Source organism: Gemmatimonadaceae bacterium (assembly GCA_040882285.1).
Classification (GTDB): Bacteria; Gemmatimonadota; Gemmatimonadetes; order Gemmatimonadales; family Gemmatimonadaceae; genus JACDCY01.
On the sequence record JBBEBQ010000024.1, the window covers coordinates 1 to 18,413 of the forward strand.

Sequence of the window (18,413 nt, forward strand, 5' to 3'; positions counted from 1 at the left end):
TTTCGAGCTGGCGGCAGTAGCTTAACTCACTGTCCACTAAACCCGGCGCAGCTCAATATGAGCACTATCAGTTCGGAATCAGCCCGTATGAGTTAGACCCCATACTCAGCGATATGCGTCGCAACGCCGTGCGCTGGCTGGTCATCGCCGGAGACCTGGCCGCCCTGGATGTCTATTGGCTCGAGACGATCGGAGCCCTAATAGGGATTGGTCCAAATGGCGGTTGGCTTTGGGAGGAGAGCGACGGGATCGTGAGGGAATCGTCGCAGACGTATCCGAACGGGACGAACACACGGTTCGTGCCTGGCATCACTCACACGCAGGAGACATCGAACGCGGAGGTGTATAACCAGCTCCGGCTTACACTTGAGCAAGACTTTAACGTACCGGTCCGAGCCGCGCCCCCGCCCGCGGGTGTCCTGTCGGTTTCAGTCGACGGGCCGACGCAGATTCAGCTCGGAGGGACTTGTACTTGGTACGCCGTTGTGGGTGGAGGGAGCGGGCCGTTCAGCTATCAGTGGACGAACAACGGCGTGCCGGTAGGAAGCCAGTACGATTACACCGGTTCGAAGCCAGTCGGGGCAGGCGGATCGTCATTCACGGTCAGAGTTTCGGTAATCGATGCGGGAGGGGCGAGCGGAGCGCATGAGATTACCGTTTACGAGTCGTCCTCCGCAGAGCTATGTGCGTATTGAGTCTCCGTTCAAACTTCATGTCATGAGCATGGTCGCCTGGCGGGATGAGCCTGATATCCTGGCGGCTCTAAGAATTGCTTGGTCGCGTAGGGCGCCCCCCTTACGGCTCGGTGTTGCGCTGTTGGTGCCCGTCGTCTTGCTCGCTTCCTTCGTCGGCTGTGACAACGGGCCGATAGACCCTGACGTCCATCCCAGAGTCATCTGGAAAGTCGACGGGACGAGCGCAAGCGTGCAGCCTGCGTTTGACTCCGACAATGTTTTTTTTGGGTCTGCCCTTCACGAAGTAATTGCAGTTGACAAGACAACCGGGCAGGTGCAGTGGCGGAGGCGTACTGGCGCAACGTCGCAACGGACGGAAGGGAATAATATAGTCGTCGCCGGTGATGCTGTCGTCATGGGGGATGTCGATCTATATGCCTTCGATCGACGTACAGGGAATTCACGCTGGACCTTTGCTCCACCGTACGCGCAGCCCGGATTTTATTCCAGCGCCACAGACGGGACAAGGATTTATGCGGGTTCACCGGAAGGACTAGTATTCGCAATCGATGCAGCGACCGGGGTGATGCGCTGGCAAGCCGAAGTGCCGGGAGATACTGCGATCACTGCAGCCTTTTCACCGACCTATAGCGAAGGTGTTGTTTTCGTCGGGGTCAAGACGTTCGGTAGCCCTGTAGCCACCGGTGGACTCGCTGCGTTTCGGGCTGCGACTGGAGAGATGCTGTGGTTTCGTAGCTTCGCGCCGGAATTGTCGGGCCAAGGCTCCGGCTCGCTGGGTGGCGCTGTGTTTGCCGGATCTTTGGTTATTGCTGCTTCGGACGATGGACGGATTTACGGAATTGATCGGGGAAACGGCGAAGTGCGCTGGATCGCACCTCGCGTACACCCGGTTCCGCCTTATAACGATACGAGGTATCTGGCGGTTTCCGGCGACAGAGTTATCGCGACGTCGAACCACGTAATTGTAGTCGGTCTCGATGCAGCGACTGGCGTCGAGGTTTGGAAGAGATCGTTCAGCAACATGGGTTCGCTCTACCCGCCCGCGGTGGACAATCAGGCACTTTACGTAACCGGGGGAGGTCCCCTTGTCTCCTTGAGAGTGGCCGATGGGACAACCCGCTGGCAACTTCAACTCACACCTCGCGGAGACTCATGGGTCACACCCGTCGTCGATGGCGACCGGCTGTACGTGCCGGAGTTGGAGAACGGTTTTTACGCACTACGGGCAAACTGAACGCCTGCAACCTACAACTGCGGCTCGACCTCATACGATAAGCATAGCGTCACCGTACGAGTAGAAGCGGTACCGCTCAGCGATCGCGTTTTCGTAAGCCTTCATGATCAGATCGTATCCTGTGAACGCTGCCACGAGCATCAGCAGCGTTGACCGCGGAAGGTGGAAGTTGGTCAGCATCCCGTCCACCGCCTTGAACTGGAAGCCGGGCCGCATGAAGATCGTCGTCTCGCCTGTTGCCGCCTCGAACCTGCCGTCGGACCGGATGCCGGCTTCGAGCGTTCGCACGGACGTCGTACCAACTGCGATGATCCTAGCGCCACGAGCACGGGTCGCGTTCAGGATGTCGGCGGTCGCTGCGGGTATCTTGAACCATTCCTCGTGCATCATGTGCTCGGCTGGGTCCTCGACTTCGACAGGCTTGAACGTCCCCGCGCCGACGTGCAACACAACCTTCGCGATACTGACACCGCGCTTCCGGATGTTCTCGAGCACCTGCTCGGTGAAATGAAGCCCGGCGGTCGGCGCGGCAACCGACCCGGGCTCCCGCGCATACACGGTTTGATACCGCCTCGCGTCGGCGCTCTCGTCGGCGCGGCGGATGTACGGCGGCAACGGAATGTGGCCGAACCGCTCGATCGCTTCGGCGAACGGAAGCTCGGTGTGCAGCTGCACGATCCGGGTCCGGCGGTCGGTCATCTCCTGGATCTGGACTTGCAGCTCCGGCGAGACGGTAACTCTTCGTCCCGGTCTCAGCTTCCCGCCGGGGTGCACCATCGCCTCGTACCGCCCGTCGCCGAGCGGCTTGATCAGCATTACTTCGGCTGGCGCACCGCTGTCGCGAGTGCCGAGCAGTCGCGCGCGGATGACCTTGCTGCTGTTGAGCACGAGCGCGTCGCCAGCCGACAGATACTCCGGCAGGTCGGTGAATTTGCGATGCGCGATCGTTCCCGCGGCGCGGTCCAGAACCAGCATCCTGCTCTCGTCGCGCCGCTCGGCGGGCGTCTGCGCTATGAGCTCGGGCGGGAGATCGAAGTCGTAGTCCGCCGTCCGGCTGCCGGCCGGCATCCCGCGCTCAGCGCTGGAAGAGACTTGGCTGGCTCCCGCCGCCGGTGCCCGCGGGCGGCGTGAATCCGAAGTGGCGGTACGCCTGCGCGGTGGCGACGCGGCCGCGCGGGGTGCGGTGCAGGAAGCCGTTCTGCACCAGGAACGGCTCGTACACCTCTTCGATCGTGTCGGCGTCCTCGCCTACCGCGGCCGCGATCGAGCCGATTCCTACCGGGCCGCCGTCGAACTTCTCGATCACCGCGCGCAGCAGCCGCGTGTCCATCTCGTCCAGGCCGAACTGGTCCACTTCGAGCAGCTGCAACGCCTCGTGCGCCACCGCGCGCGTGATGCGGCCGTCCGCGCGCACCTGCGCGAAGTCACGGATGCGGCGCAGCAGCCGGTTCGCGACGCGCGGGGTCCCGCGCGCGCGGGTCGCGATCTCCAAGGCACCCTCGGGATCGACCTGCACGCCCAACACGTCGGCGGTGCGGCGAACGATCTGCTCGAGGTCCGCGGTCGGGTAATAATTGAGCCGCTGCTCGATCCCGAACCGCGCGCGCAGCGGCGGTGTGAGCAGGCCGAGCCGCGTCGTCGCGCCGATGAGCGTGAACTTCTCCACCGGCATCGTGATCGTCTGCGCCTTCGGTCCCTCGGACAGGCGGATGTCGATCCGGTAATCCTCCATCGCGGGATAGAGGAACTCCTCGATGATCGGGCGCAGCCGGTGGATCTCGTCGATGAACAGGATGTCGCGCTCGCGCAGGTTGGTCAGCGTGCCGACGAGATCTCCCGGCTTCTCCAGCGCAGGCCCCGACGTTTGCCGCACGTTCACCCCCAGCTCGCGGCCGATCAGCTCGGCGAGCGTCGTCTTGCCCAGTCCCGGCGGGCCGATGAAGAGCGTGTGATCCAGCGCTTCGCGCCGGGCGAGAGCCGCTTCTATATAGATGCGGAGGCTCTCCTTCACGCGGTCCTGTCCGATGAACTCGTTCAGCGCCTGCGGCCGGAGCGACAGCTCGACCACCGACTCCTCGGTGAGCGCCTCCGGCGTGGTGATCTCGGTGCGGCTCATCAGACGCGCGCCGCCAGCTTTGACAGCCGCTCGGCCGCGCGCTCCAGCGTCTCCAGCTTCTTGCAGAAGGCGAAGCGCGTGTAAGTCTTGGCGGTCCCGGCGTCGTGGTAGAACGTCGAGCCCGGGACGGTCGCGACGCCGATCTCCTCCGCGAGCCACATCGCGAACGGGATGTCGGCGAGATCGCTCAAGTCCGAGAAATCCGCGAGCACGTAGTACGCACCCTCGGGCGCCGTGCACTTGAAGCCGGCCTCGTGCAGCGCGGGCATGATGAGATCACGGCGCGCGCGATAGTCGAGCGCCATGCGGTTGTAGTAGTCCGAATCGAACGCCATCCCCACGGCTCCGGCGGCCTGGAGCGGCGCGGGCGCGCCCACGGTCAGAAAATCATGAACCTTTCTGATCGCGGTGGACGCGAGCTGCGGCGCGATTGCGTAGCCGAGCCGCCACCCGGTACAGCTGAAAGTCTTCGAGAGCCCGGAGATCGTCACCGTGCGATCCTTCATTCCGGGGAAAGTCGCGAGCACGTGGTGGCTGCCCGCGTAGAGAATGTGCTCGTAGATCTCGTCGGTGATCGCGATCGCGTCGTGCTCGATGCACAGCTCCGCGATCAGCGACAGCTCCTCGCGGGTGAACACGCGACCGCTGGGATTTTGCGGCGTGTTGACGACGATGGCGCGGGTCTTGTGCGAAAACGCCTTGCGCAGCCGGTCGCCGTCGAGCGTCCAGTTGGGCGGCTCGAGCGGGACGTACACCGGCTTGGCGGCGGATAGAATCGCGTCCGGCCCGTAGTTCTCGTAGTACGGCTCGATGACTACGACCTCGTCGCCCGGATCGACGAGCGCAAGAAAAGTCGATGCCATCGCCTCGGTCCCGCCGCAGCACACGGTGACGTCGGTCTCGGGATCCACCTCCATCCCGTACCACCGGCGGTACTTCTCCGCGATCGCCAGCCGCAGCGCGGGCGAGCCCCAGGTGATCGCGTACTGGTTGATGTCGCCGTGGATCGCCGCGCACGCCGCGTCCTTCATCGGCTCGGGCATCGGGAAATCCGGAAACCCCTGCGCGAGGTTAACCGCGCCGGTGCGATTGGCGACCCGCGTCATCTCGCGGATCATCGATTCGCCGAACGTCGCGGTCCGGGCGGCCGTATGCATCATGCTCAATTCTACCTTTTTCCCAGCTCCGCGAGCGCGCCCCGGATCACCTCGGGGACGCTCTTGCCGCCGCCGCCGAGCGCGGCGCGCACGGCCCGCTCGGCGTCACCTTGCGAGTAGCCGAGGGAGATCAGCGCGCGCATCGCGTCCTCGCTGCCGGCTCCGCGAACCGGCTCGCCCGTGAGCTCCTCGCCCTCGATCACGTCGTCGAGCTTGTCGCCAAGATCCAGCACCATCCGCTCGGCGGTCTTGCGGCCGACGCGGGGAACACCCTGCAGCGTTGCGATGTCCTTCTCCTGCAGCGCGCGGATCAACCGGCGCGCGGACAGAGCGGACAACATTCCCAGCGCGAGAGCGGGGCCGACTCCGTTCGCGGTCAGGAGCTTCCGGAACAAGCGCCGCTCCATCTCGGAGCTGAACGCGAACAATTGCCAGCTGTCGTCTTTCACGACGACGTGCGTCGGCAGCGAGATCTCTTCGCCGACTTTCGGGAGGATCTCCACGACGCTGAACGGGATCTGCGCTTCGTACGCGACGCCACCGCCGGTCATGATCTCCACACGGTCGATCGAGCGGGACGCAACCTTGCCGGCGACGCGCGAGATCATCTGCCGAGCGCGGCGGCCAGCGCGCCGAGCGTGTCCGTCTCGCGCTGGATGATCGCCGCGGCGGCGAGCTTGCGGCCGGTGACGGCGCTGAGCGCGTGCGCGAGCGCGGCGGCTACACCATCGGCGGCGTCGGCGGGGCGCGGCGGAGACTTCAGGCGCAGCAGGCTGCCCACCATGAACTGCACCTGCTCCTTGGTCGCGCCGCCGGTGCCGCACACCGCCTTCTTGATCTCGGCGGGGGTGTACTCGGAGATCTCGAGTCCGGCCTTGGCGCCGCACAGCAGCACGACGCCGCGGGCGTGGCCGAGCACGATCGTGGTGCGCACGTTGCGCGCGTAAAAGACGTCTTCGATCGCCAGCGAATCCGGCTTGTGCCGCGCGATGAGCTCGGCGATTCCGTCGTGGATTGCGCACAGCCGGTCGGGCAGGGGATCCTTCGGGCGCGTCCTGATGATCCCGCACTCCATGAGCGACGGTGAGCCCTGGTCCCGGCGCACGACGCCGTACCCGGTGACCGCCGTTCCGGGATCGATCCCGAGGACTATCACGCGTAGCGCTTCAGGATTTGGCCATCTCCTCGACGTCGATGTCGAAGTTGGCGTCCACTTTCTGCACGTCGTCGAGATCCTCGAGCTCCTCCACGAGCTTCAGCACGCTCTCGGCGACCTCGCCCTCGACTTTCACGGTGTTCTTCGGGATCCACGCGATCTCGGCCTCGGCGATCGGAAGGTTGCTCGCTTCCAGCGCTGACTTCACCACGTGCAGGTCGGCGGGCTCGGTGCTGACCACGAACTGATCGCCCTCGCGCGCAAAATCCGACGCGCCCGCTTCCAGCGCCGATTCGAGCGTGTTGTCTTCGTCCAGGCTTTCCGCCGGCAGGTAGATCTGTCCCTTCCGGTCGAACATCCACGCGACCGAGTTAGTCGCCCCGAGGTTGCCGCCGCCGCGCGAGAGCTTGAGCCGGACGTCGGCCACCGTGCGCGTGGGGTTGTCCGTGAGCGCGGATATCATGAGCGCCACGCCTCCCGGCGCGTAGCCCTCGTACGTGACCTCGGAATACTCGACGCCCTCGAGCTCGCCCGTGCCCTTCTTGATCGCGCGCTCGATGTTGTCCTTCGGCATGGAGGCGGCTTTCGCGGTGTCGATCGCGGTGCGAAGGCGCGGATTACCGGCGGGGTCGCCGCCGCCCATCTTCGCGGCCACCGTGATCTCGCGGATCAGCTTGGTGAAATGCGCGGCGCGGCGGTTGTCGGTGACCGCCTTGTACCGCTTGATCTGTTTCCACTTGCTGTGACCAGCCATAAAACCTCTAAGAGCGCTGTTGGCTGTTGGCTCTTGGCTGTTAGCGAAAGGCCCTGCCGTTCATGCCGTCCCGCGGCGCTTTCAATATACGATTGAGACCGCGATCAGCCGCCTAGTTGAGCGGCGAGCGAATCCAGCTCCTGTGCGGAGACGCCATCGAGATGTTTTGCCGCGTGGCCACGCAGCGAGCGGATAGCGGCAGAGATCGCTGAGCGCTCCGCGGAAGCCGTGGACTCGGCGGCGGCCATGAGGTCGCCCCGGACCGCCGGCGGGATGGCCTGGGAGGCCAGCCACGAGCGACACGCGGCTGCGCGCTTCTCTCGGAGCTCGGTTGGGAGCGCATAGGGCGGCAGCAGCGAGCCCGCGAGCCGTGCGATCACGAAGCAGGCCAGAGCCACCTCCCGGTCCCCGCCGAGCGCGGCTTTGCCTGCATGCGCGGCCAGCCCCGGAAATGGGAAAGGGTTCTGCCCGAGGGCGTAGGGCGGGGCGTGGATAGCCATTCGTGGAATCTAGGTCCGCTCCGCGTGGATAGCACTTGCCGTTGGACAGGGAATCCAAGTAGGGAGTGTGGCAGTTGGGAGTGGGCAATTGGAAGTACGGCGGGTGCCGGCCCCTGCATACTGCCCACTCCCAACTGCCACACTCCCCACTTGGATCCCGCCTGCTCACGCCAGGAGCCGCTTTCTCTCCCACCCAAGCCCGCATTCGGGGCTTACATTCACTCTCACGATGTCGCATCCCGCCAAATCGGTATTGTGGGTCGACGACGAGAGCGAGCTGCTCGAATCGCATCGCATCTTCCTGCGCTCGAAAGGCTATGACGTCGAGTGGGCCAGCAACGCGGACGACGCCGTCGAGCTTCTCCGCCGCCGGCCCTTCGACATCCTGCTCCTCGACGAGCAGATGCCGGGCAAGCGCGGGCTCGAGGCCTATCGCGAAGTCCGGGAGCTGGCTCCGAATCTCCCGGTCGTCATGGTCACCAAGAGCGAGGAGGACTCCACGCTCCGCGAGGCGATCGGCGTCAACATCCTCGACTACCTGATCAAGCCGATAAACCCGCGGCAGGTCCTCTCGGTCATCACGCGCATCCTGGACGGGCCGAAGATCAGGCAGCAGGCGGTCAGCCGTTCCTTCGTCGAGCGATTTCGCGACCTCGAGGCCCAGCGCGAGCGCGACCTCGACTGGCGCGGCTGGATCGAACGGTTCGACGAGTTCACGCGCTGGGACGTGGACCTCGCCGCCTCCGGCGAGATGGGGCTGCACGACTCGCTCCGCGGCCTCTATCCGAACATGCACCGCGAGTTCGCGGCCTACATGAAGGATGCGTATCCCGCGTGGCTCGCCGACCTCGGCGGCAACAGGCCGCCGCTGTCGGTGGACATCGTCTCGGAATTCCTCGTTCCGATCCTGCAGCGCGAGAAAGCGGCGGTCTTCATCGTGGTGGACTGCCTCCGCCTCGACCAGTGGCGCGTGCTCGAGCCGCTGCTCGCGCCGTTCTTCGACGTCGAGACCACGCACTACTACGCGGTCCTTCCCACCGCGACACCGTACTCGCGCAACTCGCTTTTCAGCGGGCTCTTTCCCGGCGAGATCGCGAGCCGGTATCCGGACTGGTGGGGCACCCCCGACCGCGAGGACGAGTCGCTCAACGCGCACGAGCGCGAGCTGCTCGAGAAGCAGCTCGCCGAGCTGGGTGGCGGGGGCGGAGTGCGCTACAGCAAGATCTCGACGGCGGCGAACTCCGACGATCTCGAGCGCCACATGGGCACGGCCATCGCGCAGGCCGGCATCAGCGCGTTCGTCTTCAACTTCGTGGACCTGCTCACCCACGGCCGCAGCGAATCACAGATCCTGTACGAGGTCGCGCGCGACGAGATCGCGCTCAGACAGATCACGAAGCAGTGGTTCCAGCGCTCCGCGCTGCTCAGTCTCCTCAAGGAAGCGTCGCGCCGGAAGGTAACAGTGCTGCTCACGACCGATCACGGGTCGATTCACTGCAACACGCCGGCGACGGTCTTCGCCAAGCGCGACGCGACGCTCAACCTTCGCTACAAGTTCGGCGAGGATCTCCGCGCCGAACGCCCCGAGCAGGCACTGCTCTTTCCGAAGGAGGAAGCGATCAAGCTGCCGAAGAAAGGGCGCGGCGCGAACACGCTCCTGGCCACCGGCGACTGCTTCTTCGTGTATCCCACGAAGCTGCGGGAGTATCAGAGCAGGTACCGCGGATCGTTCCTGCACGGCGGAGTGACGCCGGAGGAAGTCATTCTGCCGCTGGCGCTGCTGACTCCGCGAGCCTGACGCGAGTGTACCGCCGCCTGCTGCCATATCTGCGACCGCATGCGTGGCGGATGGGTGCCACGATGCTGTGCAACATCGCCGCGGCGGTGCTCGACGCCTTCACGCTCGCGCTGCTGATTCCTTTCCTCAACATCCTGTTCGATCAGCCGGCCATCTCACTCAAGGCAGGTTGGGTGAGCGACCTCCTCAACGCCACGGTCGGCGCGCTGCTCGATCCCGCCGACAAGATGGGATCGCTGCGAGGTGTCATTCTCATCGTCGTCGCGACGATGCTGCTCAAGAACCTGCTCGTCTGGCTCAGCTCCTCTCTCGGTGCCACGCTGCAGGAGTACGTCACCCGCGATCTCCGCAACGCGGTTTACCGGCATCTGGTGAAGCTCCCTCTCGGCTACTTCACGCGGATGAAGAGCGGTCAGATTCTCTCGCGCATAATCAACGACACCGCGGAGACCCGCGTGGTGCTGACCCACCTGATGACGCACTCGCTGCGGAGTGTCGCGCTGGTGATCAGCTACCTGGCGTTTCTCGTGGGAATCTCGTGGAAGCTGACGTTGATCTCGCTGTTCGTGGTGCCGGTCCTGATCGGCGCGATGCAGCCGATGCTGCGCAAGCTTCGGAAGGGGGCGCGCCGCCGGGGCGCCGTCCACGGCGAGATGACCAGCGTCGTGCAGGAAACGGTTGGCGGCATTCGACTGGTGAAATCCTTCGGGGCGGAGCGGTATGAGGAGCGGCGGTTCCTCGAGGCGAGTGGGAGTTACGCCAACAGCACCATCAAGCTGACGCGGCTGGCGTATCTGGCGCCGCCTCTCACGGAGGTAGTCGGAACGATCATGGCGCTGTTCCTGCTATGGATCGGCGCCCAGGAAGTTCTCCTGCACCGGACGATGTCCGGCGCCGACCTGATCGCCTTTCTCATGTTCGTACTACGCTTGCTGAGCCCGCTCAAGCAGCTGTCGCAGGTCCCGACCCTCGCGCAGTCGTCGCTCGCGTCCGCCGAGCGGCTGTTCGACGTGCTCGACGCGCCGGCGGAGACGCAGCTCGACAAGGGCAGGGTCGCGACCGCGACGTTCGAGCAGGAAGTGGCGTTCGACAGAGTCTCGTTCGCCTACGATGGGGAGCCCGTGCTGCAGAACGTGAGCTTCACCGCTCCGAAAGGCTCGGTGGTCGCGCTGGTGGGGCCGAGCGGCGCGGGCAAAACCACACTCGTCGATCTAATCCCGCGATTCTATCAGCCCGATCGGGGGCGGATCACGATCGACGGCGTGGACACGCGGGAGATCCGGCTGGACGCGCTGCGCAGCCTGATGGGTATCGTCGGACAGGACACCGTTCTGTTCAACGACACCGTGCGAAGCAATATCGCTTACGGCGCGCCGGAGCAGTTCCCGGCCGGCCGGATCGAGGAGGCGGCGAAAGCGGCGAACGCGCACGACTTCATCACCGAGCTGCCCGAGGGCTACGGCACTATCCTCGGCGAGCGGGGGACGCGGCTCTCGGGCGGCCAGAGGCAGCGCATCGCCATCGCCCGGGCGCTGCTGCACGACCCGCCGATCCTGATACTCGACGAGGCCACTTCCGCGCTCGACACGGAATCGGAGCGGCTCGTGCAGGAGGCGATCGAGCGGCTGCTCGCGGGGCGGACGGTGTTCGTGATCGCGCACAGATTATCCACGATCGTGCACGCGGATATCATCCTCGTCATGGATCGCGGCGTAGTGGTCGAGCGGGGAACCCACACTGAGCTCATGGCGAAGAAAGGCGTGTACAACCGGCTGTACTCTTTGCAGTTCCGCGAGGCCGACGTAGTGGGTGCCGGCGTCGGAGCGGGGATCTGATGCGCGCTCTCTTCCTCTACACCGACGTGGAGTGGTCGGGATCGGCCAGGGCATTCTCCGTCGCCGCCCGGGCTTTCGCCGAAGCCGGCGATCCTGTGACCTTCGTGGTGGATCAGCAGGCGCACGTGCGGGAGCACGTCCCGGGCGCGGGGTCCGACATAGCCGAGCTGGACGCGAGCGGAGGCTGGCTGAACGCGGCGCTGGCTTTGCGAAAGATCGTGCGGCAGAAGAACCCGGACGTGGTGTTCGTGCACACGGATCGCGAGCACCTCATCGCCGGCGTGGCGTGCTGGCTCGCGCGGCGCGGGGGCATCGTGCGGCGGACTCCGGCGGGCACGCGGCTGTTCATGGGAACCGGCGCGCGGATCGCCGCGCGCCTGAGACGCACGGTGTACCTCTTCACCCACGAAGCGGACGCCCGCGCCGCCGTACTGCCGCGCGACGCCAAGACGGTTGTCGCCGAGCTGGGCGTGGATCCCGCGCGGTATCCCGTGGATCTCGAGGGCGAGGAGCTCGCGCAGGCGGAAGCGGCGACGCCGGAGAGCGACAAGGGATCGCACTTCCTCTGCATCTACGATCTGCACGCCCGCGGGCGCGCGGCGATGGCGATACGCACGCTGGCCATGCTCGCACCGCGCCATCCGGCCGTGCACCTGTTCGTGGTCGGGCCCGGCTCCGACTACGAGGACGTGCGCATGCACATCGCGGCCGTGGACCTGCTCCCGCGCGTCAGCCTGCTGGGCGAACGCGACGACGTCGCGTCGCTGATCGCGGCGGCGGATCTCGGCTGGGTCGCGTGCGAGGGGGACGAAGCCGCGTTCGCGATGCTCGACATGATGGCGCTCGGAGTGCCAGTCGTGACCGCGGAGGACGCGATCGCGCGGCGGTACGTCGCCGACGGCATCAGCGGCCTCGTGGTTCCGTGGGGAGATGCCGCGCTCGCCGCCGGGATGGTCGCGGGTCTGCTCGCGAGCCCGGAGCGGATCGACGCCATGGGCGAAGCGGCGCGGGCGCGAGTCGCGCGCGACTTCGGCGAGCGCCCCATGCTGGAAGGATTCGATCGCGCCGCCTCTCTGGCGCGCGACGGCAAGCGGGGACACGCGCCGCAGCAGTGACCGACAGCGCGGTTTGTCCGTGAGGCACCTCTTCGTCACGCAGGACTACGGACCCGATCTCGGCGGTATGGCCAGGCGCCACGTCGAGATATGCAGGCGCCTGTCTCCGGATGCCGTGACCGTCTCGACCGTCGCGGCTTCGGATGAAGGCGCGTTCGACGGCGGCGAGCCGTACCCCATCCACCGACAGCGATTTGGCTTCGCGCAGGCCAATCGTACGGGGAATCGAATTCGCTGGGCGCGCGACCTCGCCGGCATGGCGGGCGATTTCGACATCATCCACGCGGGCAACATTCGCGCATCCGGCTACGCCGCGTGGTGGGCGGCGCGGCGCGCACGCATCCCTTATCTCGTGTACGTCAACGGCGGCGACCTGCTGCGGGAGAGGCGAAAGGCGAAGAGGCTCGTGCGCCGGCTCGGCGCGCGCCGGATATTCTCGTCGGCCGCCGGCATCGTGGCGACTTCGCGCTGGGTGGCCGATCTCTCGGCCGAGGTAATGCGCGCGGTCGGTGTGCGCTCGCCGCCGCCGATCAGAGCGTTCGATCTCGGTACCGATCCCGCATGGCTTTATCCACGCGCCGACAGCGGCGTGCTGCGCGCGCGGTGGAACGTGGGATCCGCGCCGTTGATCATCACGGTCGCGCGACTCGTGCCGCACAAAGGCCAGGACATGGGGATCCGCGCGCTCGCCAGGCTCAGGCCCGAGTTTCCGGAGCTTCGCTACGTGCTGGTGGGCGAGGGGCCGGACGAGCAAAGGTTGCGCGCGCTGGCGCAATCTCTCGGCGTAGGGGACCGCGTCGTCTTCGCGGGCGTGCTGGATGACTCGGAGCTGCCGGACGCGTACTCGGCGGCGACGGTTTACCTCGGCGCCTCACGCATCGAGCGGGAGATCGACGTCGAGGGGTTCGGCATCTCGTTCATCGAGGCCGCGGCCTGCGGACTGGCCTCCGTCGCGGGCGATTCGGGCGGTGTCCGATCCGCCGTGCGGGACGGTGAGACCGGACTCCTGGTGTCGCCTGTGGACGTGGGCGCGATCGCGGGTGCGCTGGAGCTGCTGCTCCGGGACGAGAAGCTGCGCACGGAAATGGGCGCGGCAGGTCGCGCAGCCGTCGACACGCACTACAACTGGGATCGCGTGGCGAGTGACACCCGGGCGTTCGCGCGCGACGTTACGCGGAGATGAAATCACTGCAACACCGCGCCGAGTACGGGGCGCTGCGCGGCCTGGTGCGGGCACTCGGCGCGGTCCCCTGGGACCGGGCGGGCCGGATCGGGGCCGGAGTCGGGGCGATGGGGTACCGGCCGCTCGGCGTGCGCAGGCGCGTGGTCGAGCGACAGATCGCTGCAGCGTTTCCGGAGCTGTCGAGGGAACAGGTGGCGGAGATGGCCAAGCGCTCCTACGAGCACCTCGGGCGGTCCTCCATCGAGACCGCGCTGCTCCCGGGACTCGGTCAGGCAGGTGTCTTGCGACTGGTCAGCGAAGTCGAGAACTGGGACATCGTCGAGCGGGCGCACGCCGCGGGCCGGGGGATCGTCATCGTGGCCGGCCACCTGGGAAACTGGGAGCTGGCCGCGGCGTACATCGCGGCGCGGGGCGTGCCGCTCGACGTGATCGTTCGCAAGATGGGGAACCCGTTCTTCGACAGGTATCTGAATCAGACGCGGGAGCAGCTGGGAGTGAACGTCGTGTACGACGCGCAGGCCGTGCGGCACACGCCGCGCGCGCTGAGAGAGGGGCGGGCCGTCGGCTTCGTCGCGGACCAGGGCGTGCGGGGCCTGGCCTCGACGTTCGTGCCGTTCTTCGGCCGGCCGGCGAAGACGCCGCGCGGCGCGGCCGTGTTCGCGCTGCGGTTCGGGGCGCCCGTCGTTTTCGTGGCCGCGCTGCGCAAGCCCGACGGCAGCTATCTCGTCGGCTTCGAGGAAGTCGCGGTGGTGAATACCGGAGATCGCGAGCGCGACGTGGACGCGGTGGTGCTGCGCTTCACCCAGGTGCTGGAGAATTGGGTGCGGCGCGCGCCGGAGCAGTACTTCTGGCAGCATCGCAGGTGGCGCAGGCAGCCGCCGGACACGCCGCCGGAGCTGCGCGACCCGGCGGCGGAGCCGGGATGACGCGATGCTAGATCCCAAACAGCGAAGACGGCTCATGCGCGATCGGCGCGCGCAGATCGGGCTGGTGGTCGTCATCATGATCATCGGCGCCGCGATCTTCGCGCCGCTGCTCGCGCTGCACGATCCGGTCGGAATCGATCTCGCCCGCATGCTCGAGAGCCCGTCTGCCGAGCACTGGATGGGAACCGACATCCAGGGTCGCGATGTGTGGGCGCGGCTGGTGTACGGCGCGCGCGTGTCCATCGCGGTCGGCGTGATCTCCCAGGGCATCGCGCTGTTTCTCGGAGTGCTGCTCGGTCTCGTCGCCGGTTATTACGGCGGCTGGATCGACGAGCTGGTGATGCGGCTCGCGGACGTGACGCTCGCTTTCCCGACGCTGCTGCTCCTGATCGCGATGGTCGCGGCGCTGCAGCCGTCGATGGTCGTGGTGTTCGCGACGATCGGTGTCGTGGGGTGGGCGGGAATGGCGCGGCTCGTGCGCGGCCAGGTGCTCGTTGTCAGGCAGCTCGAGTACATTCAGGCGATCCGCGCGCTCGGCGCGAAAGACAGAACGATCATCGTGAAGCACGTGCTGCCGAACGTCATCGCGCCGGTGGTGATCGCGGCCACGCTCGGCGTGGCGGGCGCGATCATGGCGGAGGCGGCGCTGTCCTTCCTCGGGCTCGGCATCCAGCCGCCGACGCCCAGCTGGGGCTCGATGATCGCCGACGGCCGCGATCTCGATCAGCTGCGCAACGCGCCGTGGACCTCGGTGTTTCCGGGTGTCGCGATCGGCGCTTCGGTGCTGGGATTCAATTTGCTGGGAGACGCCTTGCGCGACGCGCTCGACCCGCGGTACGTCGAGGGCAGGATGCCGAAGGGCACGGAGATGCCCGAGGAAACCGACATGCCGAACGAGGCCGAGCTGGCGGTGTCCGCCGCGCCTCAACCGGGGACCATGCCATGAGGAACATCGTTATGAAGCTCGTAGCGGCTCTGCTCGCCATCAGTTGCTCCAATGGGGGGCCGGGCGATCCCGGCATCATCACCCCGAACGTCGAGCTGGCGCTGCAGTCGGTTGCGAGCGGGCTGAGCTCACCAGTGCATCTCGCATCGCCGCCGAACGACGACCGCTTGTTCGTCGTCGAGCAGCCGGGGCAGATTCGCATCATCCAGAACGGAACGGTTCTGGACGCGCCCTTTCTCGACATCCGCGAACGCGTCCAGTACGGAGGGGAGGAAGGCCTGCTCAGCATCGCTTTTCATCCGATGTACGCGACCAACGGCCTTTTCTTCGTGTACTTCACGAACAAGAACGGTGATATACAGATCGACCGCTATACCGCCATGCCAGCGTCGTCGAACACGGCGAATCCATCGTCCGCCAGGACGATCATCATCATCCCCCATCCCACTTTCGGCAATCACAATGGTGGGCAACTGGCATTCGGGCCAGACGGCTTTCTTTACATGGGAACCGGTGACGGCGGCTCGGGCGGCGATCCGCCGAACAACGCGCAGAGTCTCAATATTTTGCTCGGGAAAATTCTGCGACTGGATGTGAGCCAGGACCCCTACGCGATCCCGTCGTTGAACCCGTTTAGAAACACGCCGGGCGCCCGGGCCGAGATCTGGGCGTATGGACTGCGAAATCCCTGGCGTTTTTCCTTCGACCGCGCAGGGGACATGCTGTACATCGGAGACGTGGGCCAGAACAGGCGGGAGGAGATCAATGCCGTGCCGCGGCTAGAGGGCGGGCTGAATTACGGCTGGAGGATCATGGAGGGGACGTCCTGCTTCAATCCGACGATGCCGAGCGTTCCGCTCCCGACCTGCGACCAATCGAACCTCACGCTGCCCGTGCACGAGTATGACACCGGTGGGGGCAACTGCGCCGTCACTGGTGGATTCGTATATCGCGGCACCGCTATTCCGGAAATAAGGGGCCTCTACTTCTTCTCGGATTACTGCAAAGGAGGCTTGCGCAGCTTCCGACTGGTGAGCGGCGCCGCGACCGACGTTCGGGAATGGAACGCGGGTGTGGGCGGAACGATTACGTCGTTCGGTGAGGACCGGCATGGCGAGCTGTACGTGATCTCGCACGGCGGAACCGTAGGGAAGCTCGTTCGGGCTCCATGAGCGCGGTGGGTCTCCGTCCCGCGACGCGCGATGACGTCCCGCTCATCACGCAGCTCATTCACGAGCTGGCCGAGTACGAGAAGCTCGCGCACACGTGCGTGGCGGACGACGCGTCGGTCGGCGAGAACCTGTTCGGCCCGAATCCGGCGGCGGAAGTGGTGCTCGCTTTCATCGGCGACGAGCCCGCCGGATTCGCGCTGTTCTTCGAGAATTACTCGACGCACCTGAGCCGGCGCGGGATGCACCTCGAGGATTTGTACGTGCGGGAGCATCTGCGCGGGCGGGGGATCGGGAAGCTGTTGCTCTCAAGGCTAGCTTCGATCGCGGTCGAGCGCGGATACGGCAGGATGGAGTGGTCGGTGCTCCGCTGGAACGAGTCCGCGATCCGGGTCTATGACGCGATTGGGGCGGAGCCGCTCAGCGGGTGGCTGACTTACCGGCTAACCGGTGACGGCTTGCAACAGATGGCGGCCGGGACTACGAGCGGAGTCTGAGCAGAGCGTACTGCCTGCCCCCCTTTCGCAGCAGGAGGTGATTGCCGGGCAGAACAGTCACCGAGGACACATCGAGATCGGCCGACGCTCGCGCGCCGTTGACGTACACGCCGCCCTGATCGAGCAGCCTTCGCGCCGCGCCTTTCGAAGGAGCCAATCCCGAGCGCACGACGAGGTCCGCGACAGATCCCGCGTCGCTTGGCGCGATCTCCGAGAACGGGATTTCCCGCGACAGGGCCTCGATTACCGGCAGCGAGAGCTCGGTAGCGTCCCGCGTGCCGAACAGCACGGAGGAAACCTCTTCGGCGATCCGCGCGGCGTCCACGCCATGCACGCGCGTCGTGACGTCGGCGCCCAGCGCGCGCTGCGCTTCGCGCTTCTCGGGGTGCGCCTGCATCTGTGATTCCAGCGCCTCGATCTCCGCGCGCGGCAGGAGCGTGAACATCCGCAGGTACGAGGCCGCGTCGCGGTCCTCGGTGTTGATCCAGAACTGGTAGAACTGGTACGGGCTCGTCCGCGACGCGTCGAGCCACACCGTGCCCGCCTCGGTCTTGCCGAACTTCGTTCCGCCCGCGGTCGCGACGAGCGGCAGCGTGATCCCGTGCGCCTCCGCGCCCTCCGCGCGCCTGATCAGCTCGATCCCCGCCGTGATGTTCCCCCACTGGTCGCTCCCCCCGAGCTGGAGCGTAACTCCGCGCCGGCGGTACAACTCGAGAAAATCGTGGGCCTGGAGCAGCATGTACGCGAACTCGGTAAACGAGATGCCGGTCTCGATCCGGGCCTTCACCGATTCCTTGGCGAGCATGTAGTTGACCGTGAAGTGCTTGCCCGTCTCCCGCAGGAAGTCGAGCAGGTCGAGCTCGCGCAGCCACTCCGAGTTGTCGGCGGAAACCGCGGCGTAGGGACCGGAGAAATCGAGGAAGTGCTCGAGCTGCGTCAGGATCGACGCGCCGTTCGCGCGCACCGTTTCCGCGTCGAGCAGCAGCCGCTCGCTGGCCTTGCCGCTGGGATCTCCGATCAAAGCCGTGCCGCCGCCGACCAGCGCCACCGGGACGTGTCCCGCCCGCTGGAGGTGCACCAGTCCCATGATGGGTACGAGGCTGCCGACGTGCAGGCTGGGCGCGGTCGGATCGAATCCGGCATAGCCCGAGACGCTGCCCGCGGCCAGCGCGCCGCCGGCGCCTTCCGTCTGCTGGTACAGCAGTCCCCGCCACGACAGCTCGTCGATCAATCCCGTGCCTCTGGTCATGCGACAAAGGTACGTTCTCCGCGGCAGTTGGTACATTTCGACTATGTCACCTCCTGCCCCCCGCGGTCAGCCGCGGGGAAGGT

At 66.2% G+C, this 18,413-nt stretch carries 17 protein-coding genes; 9 read left to right on the forward strand and 8 right to left on the reverse strand.

Going from position 1 to position 18,413, the window contains the following annotated elements; translation table 11 throughout:
• The first annotated feature begins 717 nt into the window (after window positions 1-717).
• Window positions 718-1,929, forward strand: coding sequence for a PQQ-binding-like beta-propeller repeat protein (locus tag WEA80_11660; protein MEX1187237.1), 1,212 nt, complete (start codon window positions 718-720; stop codon window positions 1,927-1,929).
• A 30-nt stretch (window positions 1,930-1,959) separates the two neighbouring features.
• Here the strand turns inward: WEA80_11660 and queA are convergent, their stop codons facing one another.
• The 7 genes from queA to WEA80_11695 form a co-directional block, all read right to left on the reverse strand.
• The gene (queA, locus tag WEA80_11665; protein MEX1187238.1) at window positions 1,960-2,997 is read right to left on the reverse strand and encodes a tRNA preQ1(34) S-adenosylmethionine ribosyltransferase-isomerase QueA; all 1,038 of its coding nucleotides are present in this window, start codon (window positions 2,995-2,997) and stop codon (window positions 1,960-1,962) included.
• A 7-nt stretch (window positions 2,998-3,004) separates the two neighbouring features.
• On the reverse strand, window positions 3,005-4,045 hold the full coding sequence (gene ruvB, locus WEA80_11670; GenBank protein ID MEX1187239.1) for a Holliday junction branch migration DNA helicase RuvB: 1,041 nt from the start codon (window positions 4,043-4,045) through the stop codon (window positions 3,005-3,007).
• On the reverse strand, window positions 4,045-5,205 hold the full coding sequence (locus tag WEA80_11675; protein MEX1187240.1) for an aminotransferase class I/II-fold pyridoxal phosphate-dependent enzyme: 1,161 nt from the start codon (window positions 5,203-5,205) through the stop codon (window positions 4,045-4,047). Before WEA80_11675 ends, ruvB begins: the two co-directional genes overlap by 1 nt.
• An 8-nt stretch (window positions 5,206-5,213) precedes the next feature.
• Window positions 5,214-5,810, reverse strand: a complete 597-nt coding sequence (gene ruvA, locus WEA80_11680; GenBank protein MEX1187241.1) for a Holliday junction branch migration protein RuvA — start codon at window positions 5,808-5,810, stop codon at window positions 5,214-5,216.
• On the reverse strand, window positions 5,807-6,358 hold the full coding sequence (gene ruvC / locus WEA80_11685) for a crossover junction endodeoxyribonuclease RuvC (protein MEX1187242.1): 552 nt from the start codon (window positions 6,356-6,358) through the stop codon (window positions 5,807-5,809). The genes ruvA and ruvC overlap by 4 nt, the downstream gene beginning before the upstream one ends.
• 10 nt (window positions 6,359-6,368) lie before the next feature.
• A complete protein-coding gene (locus tag WEA80_11690; protein ID MEX1187243.1) occupies window positions 6,369-7,112 on the reverse strand; it encodes a YebC/PmpR family DNA-binding transcriptional regulator in 744 nt (247 codons plus the stop codon).
• Window positions 7,113-7,216: 104 nt separating this feature from the next.
• On the reverse strand, window positions 7,217-7,612 hold the full coding sequence (locus WEA80_11695; protein MEX1187244.1) for a hypothetical protein: 396 nt from the start codon (window positions 7,610-7,612) through the stop codon (window positions 7,217-7,219).
• 229 nt (window positions 7,613-7,841) lie between these two features.
• Between WEA80_11695 and WEA80_11700 the strand changes: the two genes are divergently transcribed.
• The 8 genes from WEA80_11700 to WEA80_11735 are packed head-to-tail and all read left to right on the forward strand — an operon-like array spanning window position 7,842 to window position 17,081.
• A complete protein-coding gene (locus tag WEA80_11700) occupies window positions 7,842-9,410 on the forward strand; it encodes a response regulator (protein ID MEX1187245.1) in 1,569 nt (522 codons plus the stop codon).
• 5 nt (window positions 9,411-9,415) lie between these two features.
• Window positions 9,416-11,245 (forward strand): ABC transporter ATP-binding protein, encoded by a 1,830-nt coding sequence (locus tag WEA80_11705; GenBank protein ID MEX1187246.1) that lies wholly within the window; start codon window positions 9,416-9,418, stop codon window positions 11,243-11,245.
• A complete protein-coding gene (locus WEA80_11710; GenBank protein ID MEX1187247.1) occupies window positions 11,245-12,360 on the forward strand; it encodes a glycosyltransferase in 1,116 nt (371 codons plus the stop codon). The genes WEA80_11705 and WEA80_11710 overlap by 1 nt, the downstream gene beginning before the upstream one ends.
• 19 nt (window positions 12,361-12,379) lie before the next feature.
• Window positions 12,380-13,543, forward strand: a complete 1,164-nt coding sequence (locus WEA80_11715) for a glycosyltransferase family 4 protein (GenBank protein MEX1187248.1) — start codon at window positions 12,380-12,382, stop codon at window positions 13,541-13,543.
• Entirely contained in the window at window positions 13,540-14,469 is a 930-nt protein-coding gene (locus WEA80_11720) for a lysophospholipid acyltransferase family protein (protein MEX1187249.1), read from the forward strand. Before WEA80_11715 ends, WEA80_11720 begins: the two co-directional genes overlap by 4 nt.
• Before the next feature lie 4 nt (window positions 14,470-14,473).
• On the forward strand, window positions 14,474-15,415 hold the full coding sequence (locus WEA80_11725; GenBank protein MEX1187250.1) for an ABC transporter permease: 942 nt from the start codon (window positions 14,474-14,476) through the stop codon (window positions 15,413-15,415).
• On the forward strand, window positions 15,412-16,587 hold the full coding sequence (locus WEA80_11730) for a PQQ-dependent sugar dehydrogenase (protein MEX1187251.1): 1,176 nt from the start codon (window positions 15,412-15,414) through the stop codon (window positions 16,585-16,587). The genes WEA80_11725 and WEA80_11730 overlap by 4 nt, the downstream gene beginning before the upstream one ends.
• Window positions 16,584-17,081, forward strand: a complete 498-nt coding sequence (locus WEA80_11735; GenBank protein ID MEX1187252.1) for a GNAT family N-acetyltransferase — start codon at window positions 16,584-16,586, stop codon at window positions 17,079-17,081. The genes WEA80_11730 and WEA80_11735 overlap by 4 nt, the downstream gene beginning before the upstream one ends.
• Here the strand turns inward: WEA80_11735 and tyrS are convergent.
• Window positions 17,065-18,330 carry a tyrosine--tRNA ligase gene (gene tyrS, locus WEA80_11740; protein MEX1187253.1) on the reverse strand — a complete coding sequence of 422 codons (1,266 nt, stop codon included), beginning with the start codon at window positions 18,328-18,330 and terminating at the stop codon, window positions 17,065-17,067. The genes WEA80_11735 and tyrS overlap by 17 nt on opposite strands.
• Window positions 18,331-18,413: the final 83 nt, after the last annotated feature.

Coding starts and splice junctions, on each gene's coding strand:
- WEA80_11660 (MEX1187237.1), top strand. CDS start 718: ATGAGCATGGTCGCCTGGCGGGATGAGCCTGATATCCTGGCGGCTCTA.
- queA (MEX1187238.1), bottom strand. CDS start 2,997: ATGCCGGCCGGCAGCCGGACGGCGGACTACGACTTCGATCTCCCGCCC.
- ruvB (MEX1187239.1), bottom strand. CDS start 4,045: ATGAGCCGCACCGAGATCACCACGCCGGAGGCGCTCACCGAGGAGTCG.
- WEA80_11675 (MEX1187240.1), bottom strand. CDS start 5,205: ATGATGCATACGGCCGCCCGGACCGCGACGTTCGGCGAATCGATGATC.
- ruvA (MEX1187241.1), bottom strand. CDS start 5,810: ATGATCTCGCGCGTCGCCGGCAAGGTTGCGTCCCGCTCGATCGACCGT.
- WEA80_11690 (MEX1187243.1), bottom strand. CDS start 7,112: ATGGCTGGTCACAGCAAGTGGAAACAGATCAAGCGGTACAAGGCGGTC.
- WEA80_11695 (MEX1187244.1), bottom strand. CDS start 7,612: ATGGCTATCCACGCCCCGCCCTACGCCCTCGGGCAGAACCCTTTCCCA.
- WEA80_11700 (MEX1187245.1), top strand. CDS start 7,842: ATGTCGCATCCCGCCAAATCGGTATTGTGGGTCGACGACGAGAGCGAG.
- WEA80_11710 (MEX1187247.1), top strand. CDS start 11,245: ATGCGCGCTCTCTTCCTCTACACCGACGTGGAGTGGTCGGGATCGGCC.
- WEA80_11720 (MEX1187249.1), top strand. CDS start 13,540: ATGAAATCACTGCAACACCGCGCCGAGTACGGGGCGCTGCGCGGCCTG.
- WEA80_11725 (MEX1187250.1), top strand. CDS start 14,474: ATGCTAGATCCCAAACAGCGAAGACGGCTCATGCGCGATCGGCGCGCG.
- WEA80_11730 (MEX1187251.1), top strand. CDS start 15,412: ATGAGGAACATCGTTATGAAGCTCGTAGCGGCTCTGCTCGCCATCAGT.
- WEA80_11735 (MEX1187252.1), top strand. CDS start 16,584: ATGAGCGCGGTGGGTCTCCGTCCCGCGACGCGCGATGACGTCCCGCTC.
- tyrS (MEX1187253.1), bottom strand. CDS start 18,330: ATGACCAGAGGCACGGGATTGATCGACGAGCTGTCGTGGCGGGGACTG.